Annotated in this window: 17 protein-coding genes and 2 pseudogenes; 5 read left to right on the top strand and 14 right to left on the bottom strand. The window is 36.8% G+C overall.

Features of this window, described 5'->3' with window-relative positions; all coding sequences use genetic code 11:
* Positions 1-213: 213 nt before the first annotated feature.
* The 11 genes and pseudogenes from L3081_RS26220 to L3081_RS02560 all read right to left on the bottom strand — a co-directional run bounded on the left by L3081_RS26220 (position 214) and on the right by L3081_RS02560 (position 13371).
* The gene (locus L3081_RS26220) at positions 214-423 is read right to left on the bottom strand and encodes a GGDEF domain-containing protein (RefSeq protein WP_338027242.1); all 210 of its coding nucleotides are present in this window, start codon (positions 421-423) and stop codon (positions 214-216) included.
* A gap of 2 nt (positions 424-425) precedes the next feature.
* The gene (locus L3081_RS02605) at positions 426-1772 is read right to left on the bottom strand and encodes a response regulator (protein ID WP_274620286.1); all 1347 of its coding nucleotides are present in this window, start codon (positions 1770-1772) and stop codon (positions 426-428) included.
* Between the two features lie 143 nt (positions 1773-1915).
* Positions 1916-2293, bottom strand: coding sequence for a response regulator (locus L3081_RS02600; protein ID WP_242283254.1), 378 nt, complete (start codon positions 2291-2293; stop codon positions 1916-1918).
* 19 nt (positions 2294-2312) lie between these two features.
* Positions 2313-2825, bottom strand: a complete 513-nt coding sequence (locus L3081_RS02595) for a response regulator (RefSeq protein WP_242283253.1) — start codon at positions 2823-2825, stop codon at positions 2313-2315.
* Positions 2822-5380: an ATP-binding protein gene (locus L3081_RS02590; RefSeq protein ID WP_242283252.1), complete on the bottom strand. Its 2559-nt coding sequence runs from the start codon at positions 5378-5380 to the stop codon at positions 2822-2824. Before L3081_RS02590 ends, L3081_RS02595 begins: the two co-directional genes overlap by 4 nt.
* 155 nt (positions 5381-5535) lie before the next feature.
* A complete protein-coding gene (locus L3081_RS27875) occupies positions 5536-7173 on the bottom strand; it encodes a translocation/assembly module TamB domain-containing protein (protein WP_242283251.1) in 1638 nt (545 codons plus the stop codon).
* Positions 7130-9391: a translocation/assembly module TamB domain-containing protein gene (locus tag L3081_RS02580; RefSeq protein ID WP_242283250.1), complete on the bottom strand. Its 2262-nt coding sequence runs from the start codon at positions 9389-9391 to the stop codon at positions 7130-7132. Before L3081_RS02580 ends, L3081_RS27875 begins: the two co-directional genes overlap by 44 nt.
* Positions 9388-9903, bottom strand: coding sequence for an autotransporter assembly complex protein TamA (locus L3081_RS02575; RefSeq protein WP_242283249.1), 516 nt, complete (start codon positions 9901-9903; stop codon positions 9388-9390). The genes L3081_RS02580 and L3081_RS02575 overlap by 4 nt, the downstream gene beginning before the upstream one ends.
* Positions 9869-11146 carry an autotransporter assembly complex protein TamA gene (locus tag L3081_RS02570; RefSeq protein ID WP_242283245.1) on the bottom strand — a complete coding sequence of 426 codons (1278 nt, stop codon included), beginning with the start codon at positions 11144-11146 and terminating at the stop codon, positions 9869-9871. Before L3081_RS02570 ends, L3081_RS02575 begins: the two co-directional genes overlap by 35 nt.
* 185 nt (positions 11147-11331) lie before the next feature.
* Positions 11332-12187, bottom strand: a pseudogene (gene fghA / locus L3081_RS02565) (S-formylglutathione hydrolase).
* A gap of 53 nt (positions 12188-12240) precedes the next feature.
* On the bottom strand, positions 12241-13371 hold the full coding sequence (locus L3081_RS02560) for an S-(hydroxymethyl)glutathione dehydrogenase/class III alcohol dehydrogenase (RefSeq protein ID WP_242283243.1): 1131 nt from the start codon (positions 13369-13371) through the stop codon (positions 12241-12243).
* Positions 13372-13493: 122 nt separating this feature from the next.
* On the opposite strand from L3081_RS02560, the gene L3081_RS02555 reads away from it, so the two are divergent.
* Positions 13494-14360, top strand: a complete 867-nt coding sequence (locus L3081_RS02555; protein WP_242283241.1) for a LysR family transcriptional regulator — start codon at positions 13494-13496, stop codon at positions 14358-14360.
* A 24-nt stretch (positions 14361-14384) separates the two neighbouring features.
* Here L3081_RS02555 and L3081_RS02550 read toward each other — a convergent pair whose 3' ends face one another.
* Both L3081_RS02550 and L3081_RS02545 read right to left on the bottom strand, forming a co-directional pair.
* Positions 14385-15434, bottom strand: a complete 1050-nt coding sequence (locus tag L3081_RS02550; RefSeq protein WP_242283239.1) for a CNNM domain-containing protein — start codon at positions 15432-15434, stop codon at positions 14385-14387.
* A 114-nt stretch (positions 15435-15548) separates the two neighbouring features.
* On the bottom strand, positions 15549-15779 hold the full coding sequence (locus L3081_RS02545; RefSeq protein WP_242283238.1) for a hypothetical protein: 231 nt from the start codon (positions 15777-15779) through the stop codon (positions 15549-15551).
* Positions 15780-16152: 373 nt separating this feature from the next.
* Here L3081_RS02545 and L3081_RS02540 point away from each other — a divergent pair, with 373 nt between their 5' ends.
* The 3 genes from L3081_RS02540 (at position 16153) to L3081_RS02530 (ending at position 19350) form a co-directional block, all read left to right on the top strand.
* The gene (locus L3081_RS02540; RefSeq protein ID WP_242283236.1) at positions 16153-16920 is read left to right on the top strand and encodes a SapC family protein; all 768 of its coding nucleotides are present in this window, start codon (positions 16153-16155) and stop codon (positions 16918-16920) included.
* A gap of 188 nt (positions 16921-17108) precedes the next feature.
* Positions 17109-18668: a coiled-coil domain-containing protein gene (locus L3081_RS02535; RefSeq protein WP_242283234.1), complete on the top strand. Its 1560-nt coding sequence runs from the start codon at positions 17109-17111 to the stop codon at positions 18666-18668.
* A gap of 82 nt (positions 18669-18750) precedes the next feature.
* Complete coding sequence (locus L3081_RS02530) at positions 18751-19350, top strand: YjaG family protein (RefSeq protein WP_242283232.1); 600 nt, start codon at positions 18751-18753, stop codon at positions 19348-19350.
* A gap of 65 nt (positions 19351-19415) precedes the next feature.
* Here the strand turns inward: L3081_RS02530 and rsmD are convergent.
* Positions 19416-20001 (bottom strand): annotated as a pseudogene (rsmD, locus tag L3081_RS02525) (16S rRNA (guanine(966)-N(2))-methyltransferase RsmD).
* 53 nt (positions 20002-20054) lie between these two features.
* Between rsmD and ftsY the strand changes: the two are divergent.
* Positions 20055-21500 (top strand): signal recognition particle-docking protein FtsY, encoded by a 1446-nt coding sequence (gene ftsY / locus L3081_RS02520; RefSeq protein WP_420839690.1) that lies wholly within the window; start codon positions 20055-20057, stop codon positions 21498-21500.
* Positions 21501-21532: the final 32 nt, after the last annotated feature.

Below are 21532 nucleotides of genomic sequence, written 5' to 3'. Positions count from 1 at the left end.
GCTTTGATATGCTCGCCGGTTTTTGTAAACAGTGGTAAAAGAAAGGAGCCATTTGGTGACCTATAATAAATACAATTGAGAATTATTCTTATTATAGATTATTTACTAGGGGTTGTGCTAATTATAATGGCAACAAAAATAGACTAACCACACAAAATAAACCTTTGTGATGGATTAAGTGACTATTAACAATAATACTCATCTACCTATTGTTTATGGGTGTCGGCAAACAACTTTATTTCTACCACTTTCTTTTGCTTCATAAAGTGCTTTATCGGCTTCATTACCGAGCGAAATTATGTTATCGAAGTCAGGAAAGGATGCGATGCCACAACTAAATTGACAGCTAAACTCGCCATTCTCGTGATGGTGTTTTATTTCACTAAAAGCTATTCGTAATTTATTCATAATATTTTCAGCTATTTTTAACGTTGTATTTGGTAAAATAACAACAAATTCCTCACCGCCATAACGACCAAAGCAACGTCATAATTACGCAAACGTGTTTTTAGTAAGTTAGCAAGGCTTTTAAGTACTCTATCACCCGTTGGGTGTCCGTAGTTATCATTAACCCGTTTGAAAAAATCAAGATCTAGCATAACAAATGATAGGTTAGCTTCTTCTCGTTTCGCGCGAGAAAGTTCAATTTCAAAGCGCTCTGTCACTTTACTATGGTTTAACAAGCCAGTTAAACCATCCGTTTCGGCAAACTTACGAATAGTTCTACCGCGTATTACTCTGTTTGAGATAGCAGAGACTAAATGCCAGGCTTTAACTGGTTTAGATAAGAAGTCATCGCCACCTAAGCTTAGGGCGCTTAGCTTTTGACCCAAGTCTTTTTCATGTGACAAGAATACAATAGGAATATTTATGTAAGTATCAATTTGTCTAATAACCTGGCTGAGTTCAAGACCCGTGCAGTCTGGCATATAAAGATCCATTAGAATTAAATCGGCGGGATATTCAGCTAAAACAGTTAACAGCTCTAAAGGGCCATTAACTTCCTTAGTTTCCATTCCTGCTTGTTGTAACACTAAGGCGGTAAAACTTGATTGTTCTACTGAATCGTCCACAATGACAATACGAAAAGGGTCAGTCTGTATTTGATGAGTTAGTTTGTCCAATGCATCAACTAATTGTTCAACTAATACTGGTTTTGTAAAAAATGCGTTGCCATGAGCACGAACAGCATCAAGTCGCGTACTCAGATCATTTCCTCCCGTGATAAAAATTGTGTTTAATGGCTGATCTCTTTTACTATTAATTTGGCTAATATGATCAATGCCACTATTGTTCTTTTTACCAAACTTAACATCCATAATAACGACGCCAGGCTCTTGCTTAGCCAGGGCTTTGTCAAATTCTTCCAAAGTTGAAAAGCTGAATATGTTATAGCCAAAGTTACTTATTTGTATTTCAATTTTTTTGATAAAATCATCATCATCATCAACTAAATAAACAATTTTACTTTTAAGAGAATACGTTTGAGTTGGCGCAAGTGAAACGGTTATTGAGTTTGTTTCAGAGAATTTTCTATAAGAGGCTACAATCGCAGCTTTTTCCATATTTTCTAATAAAGCTCCTAGCTCCGAAAATGGAAATGACTGCTCCGTATTTTCAATAAATTCTTGAACTATGAGCTCCATTTCTTTAGCTCTATCAGCAATAGCTTCAAAACCATAAGTAGCCATAGTGCCGGCTAAAGTATGCGTTTTATGGTGAAGTAATTGTATGTCATCCGTTTTATCAATACTTTTTTCAATTGCTCCCAAGATGATCGTATCTCAGCAACTTTAACTGGAATTTTTTTTGCAACTTCCTTCGTTAGCTTAGCTATCGCTTCTTGAGCACTTGGTTTCATTACAGCCGTTTTTTTAGGTTTTCCTGGCCTTCATCACAGCGTTTAGTCATATCATTATTCACTTTGTTCAAAAATTTCACGTATTCGATCAGCTAGTGCCATGGGATCAAAGGGTTTGTTTATAACAGCAACAGCACCCATATTAAGAAGTCGGTTAACTTCTTCGGGTTGTACTTTTGCGGTCATAAAAATGGTCGGCGTATTTTTGAAAGCTCCCATTTCACGCATGCTTTCCAAAGCTTTAGGACCATCCATATTAGGCATCATCACATCTAATAGTATTAACTGAGGTGAAAAAGGCTCTATTGCAGCTAACGCTTCAGCCCCATCATTACAGACTTTTAGGGTGAAGCCACCTATAGTTTCTAATGCAATGACGGCTATTTGTTGAATATCTTCATTATCTTCCGCATACAAGATACGCTCTAACATATATTAATTCCTGTCTTCATCAATGCTTTCTGTTGATGGCTTGTTTAATCTGTCGCAAAAAGTATTCATTGTTTGTTTTAGACTTAACTAATGTCATCAATACCTCGGAAGCTGTTTCTTCTGGCACATCTTGTGCGGAAAAAATTACCACGGGCGTTTGATGATCCTCACCACGAAGCAGAGGCAAAATATCTAACCCTGAACCATCGGGTAAACCAATATCTAACAACACTAAATCAAAACGGTTATTGCTCACCAACTTTTTAGCCTGTGTTAGTGTATTTGCATTGATCACATTAAATTCATTATCTAAAAGCGAGGCGACGATAGCGGTAATATCTGGGTCATCTTCAATGTGTAAAATATTACCTCCCTTAGTACTATTAGCCGCTAAAGAGGTGTTAATCGCGTTGACGAGTCGATTGTTATCTATGGGTTTTTCAAGCCAATCTACCATTTCAAAAGCGTCACAAGCGACTTCATTTTGAATTTTATCAGCAATGGCTGACACAACAATAACTGGCAATGTCATGGTTGCTTCATTATTACGTAATTCACGTACGATGTTAATACCATTCCCCCTGGAATCATCAAATCTAATGTAATAACATCATATTTATTTGCGCTAATTTTCTCTATTGCCTCTTCGTAATTAAAAGCATGGTCTAGTTGATAATTTTCGTTTTCGAGCATAATACTCAGTAATTTAGAAACGTCGCGATCATCTTCTATTATTAAAATAAGCGGCTTATCATTATGCTCCTTTTGTTGTACAACCATGACTTCTTTTTCATCGTGCTTAATATATAAGGGCAAATCAATATAAAAGGTGGTTCCTTTCCCCTCTACACTGTCATAACCAATACTCCCTTTATGTTTTAATATAATCGCTTTGGTGATATTCAAACCTAGTCCTGTACCGCCTTTTTGCCGTGTATCAGAACTATCAGCTTGGGAGAAACGGTTGAATATTTTTGATCTAAAGGCTTCAGGAATACCTTTGCCTTTATCATGAACAGATACTCGAACACTGTCACCTATTTGTTCAATTTTAATATCAACCTGTTCTCCAGTGGGGGAATATTTAGCTGCATTAGACAAAAGGTTAGACATACCTTGCAGCAAGCGTTTTTCATCTACCCGAACCGTTAATGCTTTTTCAGGCGCGGAGACTAGTTTAAAGCTAACATTGAGTTTGGCTCCGTAACCTTTATTTTCGTCAAGTGACTGTTTTATTAATGGGGTTAAGCTAATAACTGAAAAATTAAACTGCATTTTCCCCGCTGAAATTTTTTCAATATCAAGAATGTCATTTATGAGAAGAATAAGACGTTCACTATTGTTGTTTGCAATCGTGATTAACGCGCGTGCTTTTTCAGGTAATTCACCTGTAGCACCACCAAGAATAAGGCCTAATGAACCACTAATGGAGGTCAAGGGGGTTCTTAACTCATGACTTACAGTGGATATAAATTCTTTTTGCATTAACTCTATACGTTTGCGCTCAGTAACATCGCGTGTAATACCGATAAAATGCACCGCATTATCCATTTTTACTTCACTGACGGCTAAATCTAATGGAAATTCTGAACCGTCTTTACGAAGCCCAACAATTTCGGTACCGACTCCCATACTTTTTTCGATCATTTGCGCTAGATTACGACTAAAATTACTATCCTGACTATCACAAGAAGGTTTGGGTACTAGCATACCAATGCTACAACCCATGACTTCGTTATTTTGGTAACCAAACATTTTTCGTGCTGCTTGATTAAATGTTTTAATATTGCCTTTATTGTCGATAGTGATAATACCATCAACAATATTTTCAATAATGGCCGATAATTTATGAGTTTGTGACTCAATTTCCTGTTGCAACTTAACGGTAAATTCTTGTTGTTTAATGGTAAAAGTGTTGATTGTTTTGTATAACGTTCGAAATTCGTCATGTACTGACAATGCATCAAGACGAACCGTTAAATCACCGTCTTGTAAACGTTCTGCGGCAGCGGCGAGATTAAGCACTGGTGCCAAAATTCTGCGAGAAACAAAGCACACAATGAGTATTAATGACAGTACACCTATTATCAGCCCGACAAATAATATTTGGTTAAGTACTGTTCGAATATCGGCAAAAACAACACTTTCGGGTACTCGTTGTACTATTAACCAATAACGTGTTTTATCAAAAGGAGAGAAGTAAATTTTTTCAAAGCCTAGTATTTCTGCAGAGTTATTAAAACTACGCATAAGGTTGTCATTTTTATGACTAAAAGAAGCAAGTTGCGGGTAGTCTTTATGAAAGTTATGATCTAATCCCTTATCTTTGGCAAAGGTTTTTTCTACTAGGGTGTGTAATATATAATTTCCGTTTTCATCCACCATAAATTGCGAAGTGCCTTGGTTAATCAACTTTATATCATGAAACAGTTTTTCTGTAGCCAAGTTAATTACAATAATACCTTTTACTTGGTTATCGTCTGTAAAAACAGGTGCTGCCAGTCTTAGCACTGGTTGATAGGGAACTTGAACTACGCCATGCTCTCGATTAAGAGAGACATTTGAAAAATAGACTTGCTCCGATGGCATTTCAAGGGTTTTAATGACATAAAGCTCATCGGCTTTGTTTTGCAGTAAATTGTCACTTACTACTTCTATTTCATTAAATTCATTAATTTGAACTCTTACTATCTCCTTGCCATTAAGACCAATGTACCGAATCTGTAAATACTCAGTATTATTAGCAATAAACGCTGAAAATATAGCTTTTAAACGGTTCTTCCACACGGCTAACGAGGAGCCACTATCTGGATCAATACCCTTGTTTGATTGTGCACGCAATATAGCTTGAAACGCAGGGATGTCTCTTAACGACAATAACGTATTCTGATGACTTTGCAATGAACCTAAAATAACATGATTTAAAACATCGAGCTTACTCTTTTCTAATTCTATTACTTTGCGTTCGGCAACTTGTTTCGATTGTAGGTAACTTGATAGACTGGTAATCAAAAGAGAGATAATCAATATCAATGCCAATCCGAGTGTAACCTTGCCTCGCAACCCGAATTGAGACTTTCTGAGCATAATTTATCCCTTTGATTTGTTTTTATAAAATAAAACTACGTACATTACGCTTTAAACAAAATGAGTACATCTTAACCATAGTACAAAATAGTTAAAAAGATAATAAAAAATGCATAATCAAGATCCATTCAAAATACACAGACCCTACCTTTTTATTACTCAATATCAAACGAGTAATAGATGTCGGTAGACTTTTCAATACCACTGACTATTTCTAACCAAAAACGATTAAACATATACAGCCTGACAGTTAGCTCATTAATAGGTTCATAAACACCAATCCCATATTTTAAATAAACTCGATTACCAATATAACCACTAACGGTGGCTTGAGTTTGCTCACCTACGCCTTCAGTATCAACAGCAAGGTTGTTAATAAGGGGAAGTTTTTCAATCTGTTCAAATAAGCCAATATTATTGGTTAGACTCATTCCCACTAATAACCCCGCTGCCGTGGTACTATTTTCTGTATCGGCATCTAGCCCCCTACCTCTCACTAAATATGAAAGTATTTCCGGTGTTTGCATTACCGGTGACGAAATTAACTGCATGGTTAAAGCATCAGCTAAACCAGAAACTTGAATTCCGACCGTCACATCTTCCGCCGGAATACTTTTACTGGCGCGTAAGTCTAGGTAAGGATTAGTTGTTGGACCATTAAAAGTAAGATCGCCTTTTTCTATTTGTAATTTTTGACCATACGCTTTAAAAACACCATTATCGGATTGAATTCTTCCATAAAGTTGTAATGGTTGTTTTTGTTCTTGGTTAATTTGCAATTGACCAGATAAATGGCTTTGTAAGCCCTGCCCAGAGACAGTAAATGCTTTAGCAATATTAACATTAACCTTAGTGCTAACATTGGTATATGCCGTTTTTTTAGCAATCACCTGCCCATCTTGGTCCACAATAATAACATCGTCACTAAAGGGCACGCTACCTTCAGGCAATTTATCAATGTTGTAACTTCCTTCAAGTACATCAACATTACCACTCACCACAAGTGCATTGTCAGAGAATGAAAAATTCAGCGTAGGCGATATATTCATTATTAACTGTGGAGGAAAAGCCACAGGGATAGTTTTTGCATTTAAATCAAGGTTGATCACCAAACTGTCTTGCCATGATAACTGCCCCGCTAACATGGCCTCTTTGTCTTCTAAGAAAAAACGGCCAATGAGTGAAGCCTTGTTATTATTAATAATAAGCGTAGTAGATAAGTTATCGATCACGTTAGCATTTTGTTCAAATTTTAATTTGCCGTGATTTAATTTAACTTCCCCATTAATTAAGGGTGAAGTTAGCGTACCATCAATAGTAATATTTGTGGTCAGTTTACCTTGTAAATTAACCACTTTACTCAACATAGGTTGAAAAGGCTGTAGGTCTATTTCGTGCAAGATTATTTGAGCGTCAACCGGAAAATTATCCGTTAACTTAAGCGCCGCGTTAATATTGATAATTGGTTGGTTATTGATATCCGCCAGTTGTATTGTATTCGTTAATTGTTCCCCATTAAATTCAACCGACCCCCCCCCCTGTGACCACTGTGATAACGTATGTTCACTAAATTCATCACTCACCTTAATATAACCAGGTAACAAAATAAAATCTGCTTTGGCTTTAATAGTTTGCTGTGGTGACCAAGTAGCAGCAACATCACCATGAAGTTGACTTATTAAATCAATATCTTTTGGCAAAAACAATTCATCAATAGCATTGAGATCCACCGTCACTTTTGCCGCTATATCACCAAACTTCCCCAATAATAGCCTGACGAGGTAAGCAAGCACTCACACCAAAACCTTCCCAACAATGACTTGATATTGTTCCCGTTGAACTAGCAAAATCAAATTGTAATTCAAATGCTTGAGCATTCGTTAAGGCCATATCTTTATAGGCTAGTGTACTTTGTTCAATAGTACTGTGCCGAGTTAAGGTGTTATCAAAATGCCCCGTCAAATCAAGTTGCCCACTAATATCACCCAACCAGTGTGCTTGCAATTCATGCTGTTTAGCGTCACCAGACAGCTTTAAACTAATGTCATGTGCGCTAGTTATTTTTTCTTTATTCGTCCAAGTTAAGTGATCGTTGTTGATCGCTAACTCAATTTGATGATTCTGCTTTGGTAAATAGACTCCATTAATATGTAATGTATTACTGCGCCACTTTGACCAATTTACCTTTGAAGCTTCAGCATTTAAACGAATTGTAGGATTATCTTTTGTCCCTGTTATTGAAAAATCACTGTTAAAAGCGCCTTTTGCTTCTTGATACCATTGTTCAAGATTGTTCACAGATACATTCCCAGTAAGATCCCAGAAAGCATTATTTGCAGAGCGCAACGTTAACTCACTGTTATTGGCCACAAGCAATAACTCTCCTTGGGTGATATGCCCTGAAGGGGTAAAACCAATATCCCCTTTTATTTTAAACGCTGTATTGTTCAATGTGCCTGAAATATCAGTGTCTGTTATATTAGCTTGCCACTGTTTATCAGACCACGCCCCCTCACTAGTGATACGCCCTTGTATCCGACCTGATAAGGTATTAGGCATATTTGAAGTAAAATCATTTATTTTGTTTTGCACTTGCAGTAATTCGGTTAACTTATACAGATTTATTGTGGGTAGTGAAATACCCGTTGAATGCATCGATACTTGCCAGTTAAAGTCTGATGGCAGTACCGCTACATTACCTTGCAAACTTAGCCGGCTAGCGGAGTCTTCTTCACTTATTAATAACTCATCAATATTGAAATTTCCTTCTTGATGCGTTGCCGCTAATTTAACTTGCGCATTATTATAACCATAGCTTGTTAATTGACTAGCTAACTCAAGATGTTGCTTGTGTAGATCGCCCGACATGATGATAGATAAAGACGAAGGCTTACCATGTTGTCTTAAGGATGGAGGTAATGGCATTTTATCCGCATCGACGGTTATGTTAAACGGTATATCAGGGTGAATTAAATTCACGTGTCCGACACTGCTGAAGGCTAAGTTGCCTTGGCTACTGATGTCAATATTAAGATCTTCTAGTGACCCTTGTATGGATATTTTTTGATTTGAATCAGCGATATCAGGCCATAGTGGCAGGTTAATAATATGACTAACAACATTACTGTTTATTTGGTAAGGATTGGTTAACTTAGCATTGGCCGTGAATTCAGTTATTGCAAAATTCGGTGTTGTGGTTTTAAACTGCCGAATACGGAGATCTGAATTTAACCAGGTAGCCGTGATTTGGTTATCCCTTGATTGCCATACTTGATTTTGCTCATGTTCTGTTATTTTTTTAGCCACCGTTAGATTGCTAATACTTAGCTTTTCAACCGCAAGAGAGATAGGTAAATGAAGGTCAGGTAATGTCGCAATAATATCAGCTATTGAAGTAACTAAAGGTTGCTGTTTACTTAAAGCCTCTGGTGTATTTTCCAGTTGAATACTTACTTGATTAACAGAAGGTTGTAATAGGCTAAATTGACTCTGTTTAATAGCAAGTTTAGCTTGTAGTCGGGTGAGTAAGATAGCGCTTTTATCAATGACTATTTGGGCTTTTTTTAAGGAAATACTGTCAATTTTAATAGCAAAAGGCACTTTAAAAAGAGTATTGGTTGATTTTTGAGTGGCGGTATCATCCACACTTTCATGCTTGCTATCTATGCTAGCTGAATAACTATTATTAGCAGCCGTTGTATAACGTAAAACAAGGTCATCAGCAGAAATAGATTTTACACATAAGGTTTTTTTCCAAAGACATGAAAAGTCTATTTTTGTTGCGAACCCATCCACCCTAATATCCACATCATCCAATGGTAAATGGAAGCGATTGAATTGCACATCACGAATTAAAGAGCCACTACGGTAATCAACAGATATGGAGCTAAACGTATTTATAATGGCTACCGTTAACTGAGTCCCCCAAGGCGTGGTTAATAAAATAGTAATAGAAAAGAGAATTATCGCCAAATACTGAGTAATTTTATAGCTTAAACGACGCCAACTCATAATTCGGCTCCTAAGCTGAGATGAAGACGCCAACTTCTGTCATCACCATCAATGCCATAGGCAAAATCAAGTTTTATAGCACCAACGGGCGACATATAATGTACGCCTGTACCTAATGAGTACACGGGTTCAAATTCACCTTGATCTGCAACACTACCCCCGTCAGAAAAAATCCCAAGTCGCCATTTATTGTTTAAATAATATTGATATTCAATGCTTGCCAGTATTAACCTTGTACCACCGACAACAATGGGTACAGCCTTGTCGGGATCTGATGATGAAGGAATAGTTGACCCAATAGATTGGTAAGCAAAGCCGCGAATACTTTGATCTCCCCCCGCATAAAAGCGTAAAGAAGGAGCTAACTGAGCATCTTTATCAATGTAAATTGCCCCTAACTCAGCGCGAGTAACTAATCGGTGCTTGGGTTTTAAGGTAGTAATATAGCGCCATCTACCCTGTATTCTAAAAAAACTATTATCTGAACCAAAGATCCAAATGCGCCCCTTCAATATTATACGTTTGTCGAAAGCCAGAAGTAGGATCTAAGGCCGCTCCTTGACGCATAGTTTTAGACCAAGTAACTCCAGGAATAATGTAATGAACACTATCTTTTTCAGACCAAATAATATTGGGATTACTGTCATCAAGATCATACTGCCATGACTCTTGATGATAGCGGGTATAAATCTGCCTGTTCCAATTGTTTTTACTGGTTACACGCCCAACTTGAGCTGAATAAAATTTTGTGGTGAAATCAGCGTAATCTTCGTTTTCAACCGTAATTTTAAAACGTAATACATCCTCGAATGGGTGATTTATCGGGATATTATAAATAAACTTTCCGGTGGGGTTTAACGCAGAATATTCTAGCTTTGTTTCCTGATAGTGCCCATATTTATTAATGATAGGCGTACGCCACCCTGCAGATAGACGAAACTCGGTATCTGTGGCATAGCCTATACCTAAATCAAACTGATGACTTTTAGCGGGCGTCAATGAAACGTTTATGGGCACTCGATATTGATCAGCTCTTGCATCAGTTATTTTTTCAGCCGGCACCGCAATAACATTGCTAAAATATTGGGTAGATTGCAATTGATATTGCAACTGATGCAATTTTTGGGTGCTGTAATAACTGTCAGCTTTAAACGGAATTAAATTTGAAAATAATTCAGGAATAAGTTCAAATTCATCAAAATTAATATCACCAAATCTATACCTTGGGCCACTGTCATAATGTATAACAATATCGGCAAATCCATAGTCTTTTTTAATGGTAATGTTACTTTCTGCTAACACCCCATTTAGATAACCACGCTGTTGCCCTAAGGATAATAAATTTGATTTAAGCGTTTCATAATGCCCATGATGCAGTGCTTCACCTTGCTTTAGTTCATGATTATCAATTAAAGCAAGAAAAGCAGGGTCGTCCTTGGCTTCTCCCGTCACACTCACATCAATGTTATCAATCAACGTGGGGTTAGGTAATTTAACCGTTAGAAGCAATTGCCAGGGATCTTTTTTAACAACAACACGGATGTCCGCTTGATAATAGCCTAAAGATTGTAAAGCTTTATGTGAATTACCTTTGGCTGAGTAGATAAAAGCGGTACGTTCTAAGTCTGTTTCTGGCAGTTTACCTAAATAAGATAAAATATTTTTTTCAACCGCTTTCGGTAATTCACCATTTAATATCACGGTTAAATTACTTGCATACACCCCATGCGAGACGAAATAAAATACCGAAGCCATAGCGAACAGCTTGATTTTATTATCAAAATACAACCCGATCGCCTTAATATGACCTATTATTATCAACACCATTAATTAGACAACATTCCTGAAGATTTTTAGGTCAGTTTATCTGACATTTAGACGACAACTCTCCCGTAAATATTACGCTATTAATGGTACTGTGACTACGATAATAAATAAGATTAATGGCTAAGATAATTAGCGTGAAAACGTAAATGTTCTTCAATAAAACTCGCGATAAAGTAATAACTGTGATCATAACCTTCATGTAGGTTTAACGCTAAAGGATAACCACTCACTTTCGCCGCAGACTCTAATACTTCAGGTTTTAATTGTTCTGTTAAAAAACTGTCTGCCTCACCTTGATCAACCTTTGTTGGGACAAAGTGTGTTGCTTTCTTCATTAGTTCGCCGGCATCGTATTCCCGCCAAGTATCTTTATTATTGCCCAAATATGCGGTGAAAGCTTTCTCCCCACGGACAATGAACAGGGTTACAAATAGGACTAAAGGCTGAAATAGAGCAGTAACGGTCAGGATTTTTCATACCTATCATTAAGGCGCCATGCCCTCCCATTGAATGCCCACTAATGGCACGTTTCTCTGCTACTGGGAAAGTTGATTCAATTAAAGCCGGTAACTCATTTACCACATAATCATACATTTGATAGTGACGACGCCACGGGGTTTGGGTGGCATTAACATAAAAACCGGCTCCTTGGCCTAAATCATACCCCTCATCATTGGCTATATCATCACCCCTAGGGCTTGTATCTGGTGCCACAATAGCAATACCCAATTCAGCTGCTATCCTTAGTGCTCCCGCTTTTTGCATAAAATTTTCATCGGTGCATGTTAGCCCCGAAAGCCAGTAAAGCACCGGAACTTTTGTGCCATTAGAGGCTTGCGGCGGTAAGTAAATAGCAAACTGCATAGTGCAATTTAACGTTGGAGACTGATGGCTATATTGTTTATGCCGCCCACCAAAGCTTTTGTTCATACTTATGTTTACCAGTGAGCTTTCAACAAGCTTGTTCATTGCCACGTTATCACCTTTGTATGTTATGAGAATAAGTTACTTTTCGAAATAGATTATTTATCAAAATGAACAACACTACGAATACTTTTGCCTTCATGCATTAAATCAAACGCCTCATTGATGCGTTCAAGCCCCATAGTATGAGTAATAAAATCACTTAATTTGAATTCACCTTGTAAGTAACGTTCTACATAATCAGGTAATTCGGAACGACCTTTTACCCCACCAAAGGCAGAGCCACGCCAAACACGACCCGTGACTAATTGGAACGGACGAGTTGAAATTTCTTGTCCTGCACCAAGAACACCAATGATGACAGATTCCCCCCAACCTTTATGACAACACTCTAATGCTGAACGCATTAGATTAACATTACCAACACATTCAAAGGAATAATCAACACCTCCATCAGTTAATTCCACAATAAGATCTTGAATGGGCTGATCGTAATCTTTTGGATTAATGCATTCTGTAGCTCCAAGTTTTTTTGCCAGATCAAACTTACTTTCATTAATATCTATCGCAATAATTCGGCTAGCTTTAGCCATGGTTGCACCAATGACAGCAGATAAGCCAATACCACCTAAGCCAAAAATAGCAACGGTTGCCCCTGCTTCAACTTTCGCCGTATTCATTACCGCGCCCATACCCGTAGTAACACCACAGCCCAATAAACAAACTTCTTCCAGTGGTGCGTCTTTATTCACTTTCGCTAACGAGATTTCAGGCAATACAGTATACTCAGAGAATGTTGAACAGCCCATGTAATGAAAAATAGGCTGACCGTCTTTATAAAAGCGAGTAGTGCCATCAGGCATTAAGCCTTTACCTTGAGTTTCCCTAATTTTTTGGCAAAGGTTTGTTTTACCTGATAAACAAAACTTACATTCACCACACTCAGGTGTGTATAAAGGGATAACGTGATCACCCACTTGTACGCCGGTAACCCCCTCACCTATTTGCTCAACAACTCCTCCACCTTCATGACCTAAAATCACGGGGAAGATACCTTCTGGATCTTCGCCTGATAAAGTAAAAGCATCGGTATGACATACGCCAGAAGCAATAACTTTAACCAACACTTCACCTTTACGGGGTAGCATTACATCGACTTCTTCGATAGATAATGGTTGCTTAGGACCCCAAGCAATAGCAGCTTTCGATTTAATAAATTGATCTGACATAATAATTCTCACGGTTGAAATAAACGAATTAACGCATTTTTAATATGCGCCTATTATATTTGTTTCTTCAGTAATGATAATATACCTATTTTGTAAATTACTTTTACATATAGGTAACAATCATGCAGTGGGCAGGTATTAGTGAGTTTGTGCATGTGGCAGAAAGTGAAAGCTTCACACTTGCCTCGAAAAAAATGTCGATTTCAACGGCTCAAGTAAGTCGGCAAGTCAGCGCATTAGAAAGTCGCCTAGATACAAAATTACTTTATCGAACTACGCGCAAAGTATCATTAACTGAAGAGGGACGTATATTCTATCAACACTGTCGCAGTGTACTTGATGGTTTAGAAGCTGCTGAGCGCGCGATAACTAATTTACAATCTAAACCCCGAGGTAAAATCAAACTAACCGCCCCTATTACCTATGGCGAAAAAATGATCATGCCTTTAGTTAATAACTTCATGAAGCAACACAGTGAGATAGAAGTATACGCAAACTTAACCAATCAAAAAGTTGCCTTGGTAGAAGAAGGTTATGATTTGGCTATTCGTCTGGGTAAATTAGCAGACTCAACGCTTATGGCAAAAAAACTCGGTAAACGAACCAATTATCTATGCGCATCACCGGCTTATTTACATCAATACGGTATACCTCATACGCTAGCCGAACTAACTAAATACAGCTGTTTATTAGGTACATTAGACTATTGGCACTTTCGTGAGGCAGGTAAAGAAAAAAATATTCGAGTTACGGGTAGGTTAAGGTACAACAGTGGTTATAGCTTAGTAGACGCCGCATTAAAGGGGTTAGGCATAGTACAATTGCCCGATTATTATGTTCAGCATTATATACAAAAAGGCGAATTGGTTACCTTATTAGACAATTTTAGAGAGCCTGACGAAGGTATCTGGGCGGTGTATCCACAAAACAGACATTTATCACCGAAAATAAAATTATTAGTAGAATATTTATCAAAGTATATCGTTTAAATCACTACGAAATTTTATTCATAACTAAACGTTTTTGTTCTTGGGAAATTTATGCTTTAGTCGCTGACGATATTTTGATTTTGCTAACTTTTGTAAATTTTCTACCTGATCACTTTCATCAATAATTTCACGACCTAAGAATGTTTCAATTGCATCTTCAAGGGAAACCACACCTGCTGTTTGCCCAAAATGGTCTTCCACAATAAAAATATGTTCATTTCTTTTAATAAATAAATCCAACAAATTCAAAACAGGTAAGCTTTCCGAAACTCGCCAAATTGGTGAAATAACATCACTTAATGCCAGTGTGCCATTTCCCTGTCTTTCATTTTCATAAAGATCTGCTTTGATCACAACACCCGCAACATTATCAATGGTGCCATCGTATACAGGTATGCGAGTGAAGTTAGCCGTTTTTTCATTAGAAATAGCTTCACTTATGGTTATTTCTTTTGCTAAAGCATGAACAACACTACGCGGTGTTAAAATATCTTCAGTTTTCACTTCTCGTAAGTTCAGTATATTTTCGACTAATTGGCTTTCTTGTCGATCTAACGTACCTCCTTTATGACTAAGTGCTGCAACAGTCAATAATTCTTCTCGAGTAATCACATCAGAATTTCCTTGATTAAACATTCGGGTCAATAATGAAGAAAACCAAACAAAGGGATAAACAAGTTTCACTAACAATGAAATAACATAAGCCGACGGAATCGCTAAATTACGCCAAAAAGTAGCACCTAGGGTTTTGGGGATAATTTCAGAAAAGTAGAGAATACATAATGTTAATAAAAAGGCAATTAAGGTTTCTTTTTGCTCGCCAAAAACATGTATTGCTTGTGCACCAACACCCGCAGCCCCCATGGTATGAGCAAAGGTATTTAGAATTAATATACTTGAAATAGAATGGTCAAGCTTATCTTTAACTTGTGCTAATTTTTTTGCACCTTTTTTATTTTCTTTCAGTTGTTGCGCCACAAAAGTAGGCGTAACTGACAACAACACAGCTTCAAGAATGGAACATACAAATGATACGCCAATAGCAACAATCAGGTAGGTTATAAGTAAAGCCATATAAGTGTTTTTTATTCCTAATACATAGAGTAAACAGCCCTATATTACTATATAAAATGACCGTTATGCTATTTTATTACTATCATGAATTTGGTAAATTCATTGTTATCTAGGTTAATTAATTTGACTGTATTGTGGATATAAGGATAAATAATCACACCAGGTACTAAAATTAGCATAATTGAATCGAGTATCTGTTGCCTTATACCATTGGGAAGGTCGGTTCGCCGGTAAATGAAAATAGAGTTTATGGCCATCAATTGCCACATAACAAATTAAAGCTTTACTGGTTTGATTTGTTATTTGTATTTCAGCTAAATTTGTCGCGCTACGTTGGTGCTGCACAAGCACCTTGGGTCAAGTAATAACTGACGCAGAAAGCAGTATACAAATAAAAAAATATAATATTTTTGACGTCATAAACTTACCAATATAGTCCTAACTCAGTCCGAAGTAATACAGTGTACCAATATAAAGCATACCTTGAGCATAAATGAGCGACTAAAAACGAACAAGTTATTTTGAAAAACGATAGTTTTTCAGCTTTTTTATAAATTATTTCAAGTTTAGTATTGAAACCGAAAACAGCCGCCTCCATAACTTAGGTACACAGAGAAAGAACACAGTAATTAATTTTCATTCAATTACATTATTATAAGAAATGTGCTCTTACATTCAAGCAGTGTGAGAATAGTCGCACCAAACAAGAGAATAAATTATGGCGAACTTCGTTCCAGTAAATAAAGAACAACATCAAAAATTAAAACTTTCTAGCACTCGCAATATTTCACATGTTGCCGGACAACATATTATCCCTGTTGCAGCAGTAGAATATGCTCAAGCGTCATCAAGTTTTCCTATTGTATTTGTTAAAAATCCTGATTCAGATCGCTACCGTAGTGTTGGTATGTTGGGCTTAGAAGCAGGTGAAAACTTATATTTTCAAGATGATAAATGGCTTGCTTTATCAATGCCACAAAGTATTTCCATGGTGCCTTTTTCATTGGGACTAGATCCTGAGAAAGAAAACACTTTAACTGCTTGTGTTGATATTGAAAGTGAATTTATTGGCGAAGATAAAGATCTAGCACTGTATGAAGAAGACGGTAAAGAATCTGAAGTACTTGTCAATGTACAACAAGCATTAGGTCGTTTATATGACAATGAACGCATGACAGAAAATTTCATTAAAGAAATGCAAGACAATGATTTACTGCAAGAACTTGAATTAAATATTGCATTAAGCAGTGGTGAAAAAAAGAAATTAGTCGGATTATTCACGATTAATGAAGAGAAAATTAAAAACTTACCTGATGATAAAGTAGTAGATTTTCATAAACGTGGCTTATTTGTACCTATCTACTCAATGTTAGGTTCATTAACACAAGTTAATCATTTAGCACAGTTACGTAATCGCGTATCTGATGCAAAAGTTTCAGGTGTTCAAATTGTACCCGTTGGCCAAAAAGCTGCAAATGAAAGCTAATTTATAGCAAATATTAACAATTTATTTACGTAAGTTACGAGAATAATTGGTTAATATATCTAATGTACATTAAAAGGAGCTTTTGCTCCTTTTTTCATTTTTTTAGTAAAATAATCGTAATTCCTTATTTCGATACAGGCTTTGTTGTGCTAATTTAAACAATAATAAATCTTTCACAGTGAAAAATAATGACCGAAAATAATAAGCTATCCAAGGAAATGGAAGAGAAAATACAGAGTCTAGCGAGTGACGTATTTATTCAAGTAGAAGAAAAATTAACACAGCTTATGTGTACCGTCACACCGAAAGAGCCGGCTAAAAAAACGATTATAGAACAAGAACCTGCTTATATAGAGTTACAAAATAGCGCACAAGCTAGTCAAAAAGAACTGTCTGAATATAACAAAACGCTTTCTAGTCAAATTAGCCAGTTAGAGCATGAGGTGACACAATTACGTACTCAATTGGTAGATGAACAAAAAAATTATGCACAAAACCAAGCATCATTAAAAGCCAATGATCAAGATTTACAAAAACAATTTAATCAATTAACACTCGAAAGCAATCAAATAAAGCAACAATTAAAAGACGCCTCAGTTAAACAACAAGAAACTGAACAAAAATACCAAGTTGAATTAACACAAAATAATATTAATTATGCAGAAACACTGGCTCGCTTAGAGCAGGAAAATGCTCGCCTTAATGGTGTCGTGTTAGAAGAAAAAACAAAATTAACCAATCAACAAGCACAGCAAAAACAACTTACTGAGCAGGATAAAACCCAACAATCTACTATTGCCGCGCAAGAAAAAACCGTTACAGCACAACAGCATCAGATTTCAACACTCAATGATCGTTTAACCGCGATTAACAAACAAGAACAGGCACTGAACAAACGTTTAGAACAAGTTGAAAGTGAACGTAAAAAAGCTGAAGAAAAATCACAAAAAGCGGAAGAAGCAAGAAACAAAGCTGAACAACAACAATCGGCAACTCTCGCTCAACAAAAAACACAAATTTCAGAATTAACCAAACAACTAAAAACATCCGCCAGTGATTTGGCGAAAATACAGAAAAAACATGACAGCCAGATAAATAGCACAACAAAAGAACTACAACAAAAACTCACTCAAATAACTGCGGAGCTTGCAAAAGCTCAAAATGAAGTGAATGAACAGAAAAAAGCACTAACCGAGCAACAAGAAAAAGTGGTGTTTTTAGAAGGCGATGTTAAACAACATGTAAAAACCTCTCAAGATTACAAACAAGCATTAAATCAATTAACTGATCAACAAAAGCAGTTAAAAGAACAGCACCAACAAGAACAACAAAATCACTTAACCAAAGAAAAAGAACAACAAAAAATTCAAGCCGATGTACAACAAAAAGTGATAGAGCTAGAGAAGAACAATCAAGCGTTAGTCAGTAGTGTTATTTCTGAACAATCGGCAGTGAAAGCCCATCAAAAAGAAATAGAGTCACTTAAATCACAAGTTAAATTAGCACAAGATGGACAAGAAAGTGTGTTAAAACGGTTAAATGCAAACCGAGAAAAACAAGAAAAAGAAAATGACCAAGTACGAGAAACCATTAAATTCTTACGTGATGAAAACACAGAATTGATTAACCAAGATAATCAGAAAAAAGAACACTACCTAGAACAAATTCATGAGCTAGAAAGTAAGCTCACAGAATACAGATTAAAATTTGAATATGCGCAAAAACAATTATCTAAAAATACCGCGTAATTGAAAACACAACTATTAAGTGGTTTGGGTATAATTCCTCGTTTATAATGTAGCATTGCTATTATTTTTAACGAGAACCCCTTTGGCCATACAACTTCCTTTTGCAACATTAAGTCATTGGCAGCAAGTTGCCTTTGCTAGTGCAGTACTAGAACGCATGCTTCCTAATTATCAAATGTTTTCTGAAAGCAGCCAGTTTGGTGACTATGGTGTATTAAAAAATCAACTTAATTTAGTGTGGCAATGGTTAGATAAACAAAACCCTATCAAAATTAATGTAGAAGCTCAGTTAACGAAATTAGAAGAACAAACGCCAGACCCACAAGCATTTGACTCTTTTGGTGTTTACCCTGCCCTTGATGTATGTATGGCAATGATGTCTTTACTACAGCTTATTCAGTCTAATGGTAAAGATAAATGCCATGAAGACATAAATTGCGTCAGTCGCTTATCCGACAATAGTGTTAGTTATTATGTTGAGTTATTATTAATTGATGAAGGTGAAACAGAAGTGCAGCCAAGACACATAAGTGCGCATCCTTTGGCTGTGTGGGAGAGAGAAACACAAGAAGAATTGTTTAATTTTTTAAAGTTTGCAGCAGAAAATAAACGTTCCTGCCAATTAGCCAAAACAATGGTATTGGCCGAAGGTCTGTCTAATTTAGGTATTGAAATAACCTAATTTGCATAAATGTCGAACCACTGAATTCCTCTAAAAATACTCTAAAAACTAAGGGGTGTTCACTTTTACTCTCGTTGAAACAAGCGATAAGCAACTTGCCCGGCAATTTTTTCTTTCAACAAGCGCCAATTATTAGGCAAGGTTTGGCTACCTTCAGACTCCATTTCTACATAAATTAGTGCTTGTTCATTTAACCACTTTGCTCCAATAATTCGCAGGTTTGAGAAACTAAATCTTGACGAAAAGGCGGATCAATAAAAACAATATCAAAAGTGCTTGTTGCAGGCGCCTGTAAAAAATCTAAAGCATTGCCATTGATAATATCTAAGTTGTTAGCATTGAGTAACTGCTTGTTTGCTAATAATTGCTTTACTGCGTTTTTATTTAGCTCAACTAATTTTACCTTCGCAGCACCCCGTGAAAGCGCCTCAAAACCTAAACTACCCGCGCCAAAGCAAAGCAATCTAAACAATGAGCATCATGAATATAAGGCATTAACCAATTAAACAATGTTTCTTTTACACGGTCTGTCGTTGGTCGTAAACCATCGGCCATTAACACAGGAAGTTTCCTACCTCGATGCTTTCCAAGAATAATACGAATATTGCCTGATGCCGTCTTTTTATTTTGTTGTTTTCGCGCTTGATTCATATCACTGACAGTTATCATTATTAATGCTAATATAGCGGCAATTTTACACCATAATGATATTCAAGCGAACTGAAACCTTTCATGGCATTCGCTTTGATACATCAATACTGTTAGGTCGAATCAAGTGTCGAAGAAAAAAAGGTATGTTTTCCTGGTTAGGCTTTGGTCAGGACAAAAAAGAACAAGTTGCTGATGAAGACAATACTTCTCCAGAACAGGTCGAAAGTGAACAAACACAAGAATCTATAAATGAGGTATCGGCTAGCGAATCCATCGTAAATGATGTGAAGATAGAGACCGAAGAACAAACTATAGAGGCGATGCCACCCTTAACGCAAGAAACAGAGCAAGCGTTATCAACAACGTTAGAGCCCGAGTTAGTGCCCACGCCAGAACCAGAGATGGATACTCTCGATGTGAGTGAACCGGAAGAAACAGAATTAGCGCTACAGCCCCTTAAAGAATCTAACTCAAATATTGAGCCGGAAACGACAGCACCAAACACTACTGAGCACGTAGAGCCTGAGCAGGGCTCTTCCTCAGAAGCTGTTATAGAACCTGAAACAGCCAAAGAAACTAAACTCGGATTTTTCGCGCGCCTTAAACAAGGCTTAAGTAAAACTCGCCTTAATTTAGGCGGTGGGCTATTTGACTTGTTTAAAGGTAAACAAATCGATGACGAGCTATTTGAAGAGCTAGAAACTCACTTATTGTTAGCCGATGTTGGTGTTGAAACCACCATGAAAATTATTGACTCGTTAACTAAAAGTGCAAACCGAAAACAATTAAAAGATGCGGAAGCCTTATATGATTTACTCAAAGTTGAGTTAAAAAAGGTTATCGAGAATGTCAGCCAACCTCTGGTAATACCTGAAAGTGACGGACCATTTGTTATGTTAATGGTGGGTGTTAACGGTGTAGGAAAAACCACAACAATTGGTAAGCTAGCTAAACAATTTCAAGCACAAGGGAAATCTGTTATGTTAGCCGCAGGCGACACATTTAGAGCCGCTGCCGTAGAGCAATTGCAAGTATGGGGTGATCGTAATGATATTCCTGTTATTGCCCAAGATACAGGTGCAGATAGCGCTTCGGTAATTTTTGATGCCATTAGTGCAGCTAAGGCACGTAAAGTAGATATTATTATTGCCGACACAGCAGGACGATTACAAAATAAAGCCCATTTAATGGAAGAGTTAAAAAAAGTCGTTCGGGTAATGAAAAAACTCGACGTGAATGCTCCCCATGAAGTTATGTTGACTCTTGATGCCGGCACTGGTCAAAACGCATTAAGTCAAACTAAATTATTTGATGAAGCCGTTGGCTTAACAGGGCTAACAGTAACTAAATTAGATGGAACCGCTAAAGGTGGTGTTGTGTTCGCTATTGCAGATAAACACAATATTCCTATTCGTTATTTAGGCGTAGGTGAAGGTATTGACGATCTTCGTCCATTCAATGGAGATGATTTTATTGATGCTTTGTTTGCAAAAGAGTAATAGACTGAAAAAAGATTTTTAAAAAACATGTC

The sequence above is a fragment of the Colwellia maritima genome (genome assembly GCF_022669015.1).
GTDB classification, from domain to species: Bacteria; Pseudomonadota; Gammaproteobacteria; order Enterobacterales; family Alteromonadaceae; genus Colwellia; species Colwellia maritima.
This window is presented reverse-complemented; position numbering and strand designations above follow the sequence as displayed.

Coding starts and splice junctions, on each gene's coding strand:
- L3081_RS02600 (WP_242283254.1), bottom strand. CDS start 2,293: ATGTTAGAGCGTATCTTGTATGCGGAAGATAATGAAGATATTCAACAA.
- L3081_RS02595 (WP_242283253.1), bottom strand. CDS start 2,825: ATGACATTGCCAGTTATTGTTGTGTCAGCCATTGCTGATAAAATTCAA.
- L3081_RS02590 (WP_242283252.1), bottom strand. CDS start 5,380: ATGCTCAGAAAGTCTCAATTCGGGTTGCGAGGCAAGGTTACACTCGGA.
- L3081_RS02580 (WP_242283250.1), bottom strand. CDS start 9,391: ATGAGTTGGCGTCGTTTAAGCTATAAAATTACTCAGTATTTGGCGATA.
- L3081_RS02570 (WP_242283245.1), bottom strand. CDS start 11,146: ATGGCTTCGGTATTTTATTTCGTCTCGCATGGGGTGTATGCAAGTAAT.
- L3081_RS02560 (WP_242283243.1), bottom strand. CDS start 13,371: ATGTCAGATCAATTTATTAAATCGAAAGCTGCTATTGCTTGGGGTCCT.
- L3081_RS02555 (WP_242283241.1), top strand. CDS start 13,494: ATGCAGTGGGCAGGTATTAGTGAGTTTGTGCATGTGGCAGAAAGTGAA.
- L3081_RS02550 (WP_242283239.1), bottom strand. CDS start 15,434: ATGGCTTTACTTATAACCTACCTGATTGTTGCTATTGGCGTATCATTT.
- L3081_RS02540 (WP_242283236.1), top strand. CDS start 16,153: ATGGCGAACTTCGTTCCAGTAAATAAAGAACAACATCAAAAATTAAAA.
- L3081_RS02535 (WP_242283234.1), top strand. CDS start 17,109: ATGACCGAAAATAATAAGCTATCCAAGGAAATGGAAGAGAAAATACAG.
- ftsY (WP_420839690.1), top strand. CDS start 20,055: ATGATATTCAAGCGAACTGAAACCTTTCATGGCATTCGCTTTGATACA.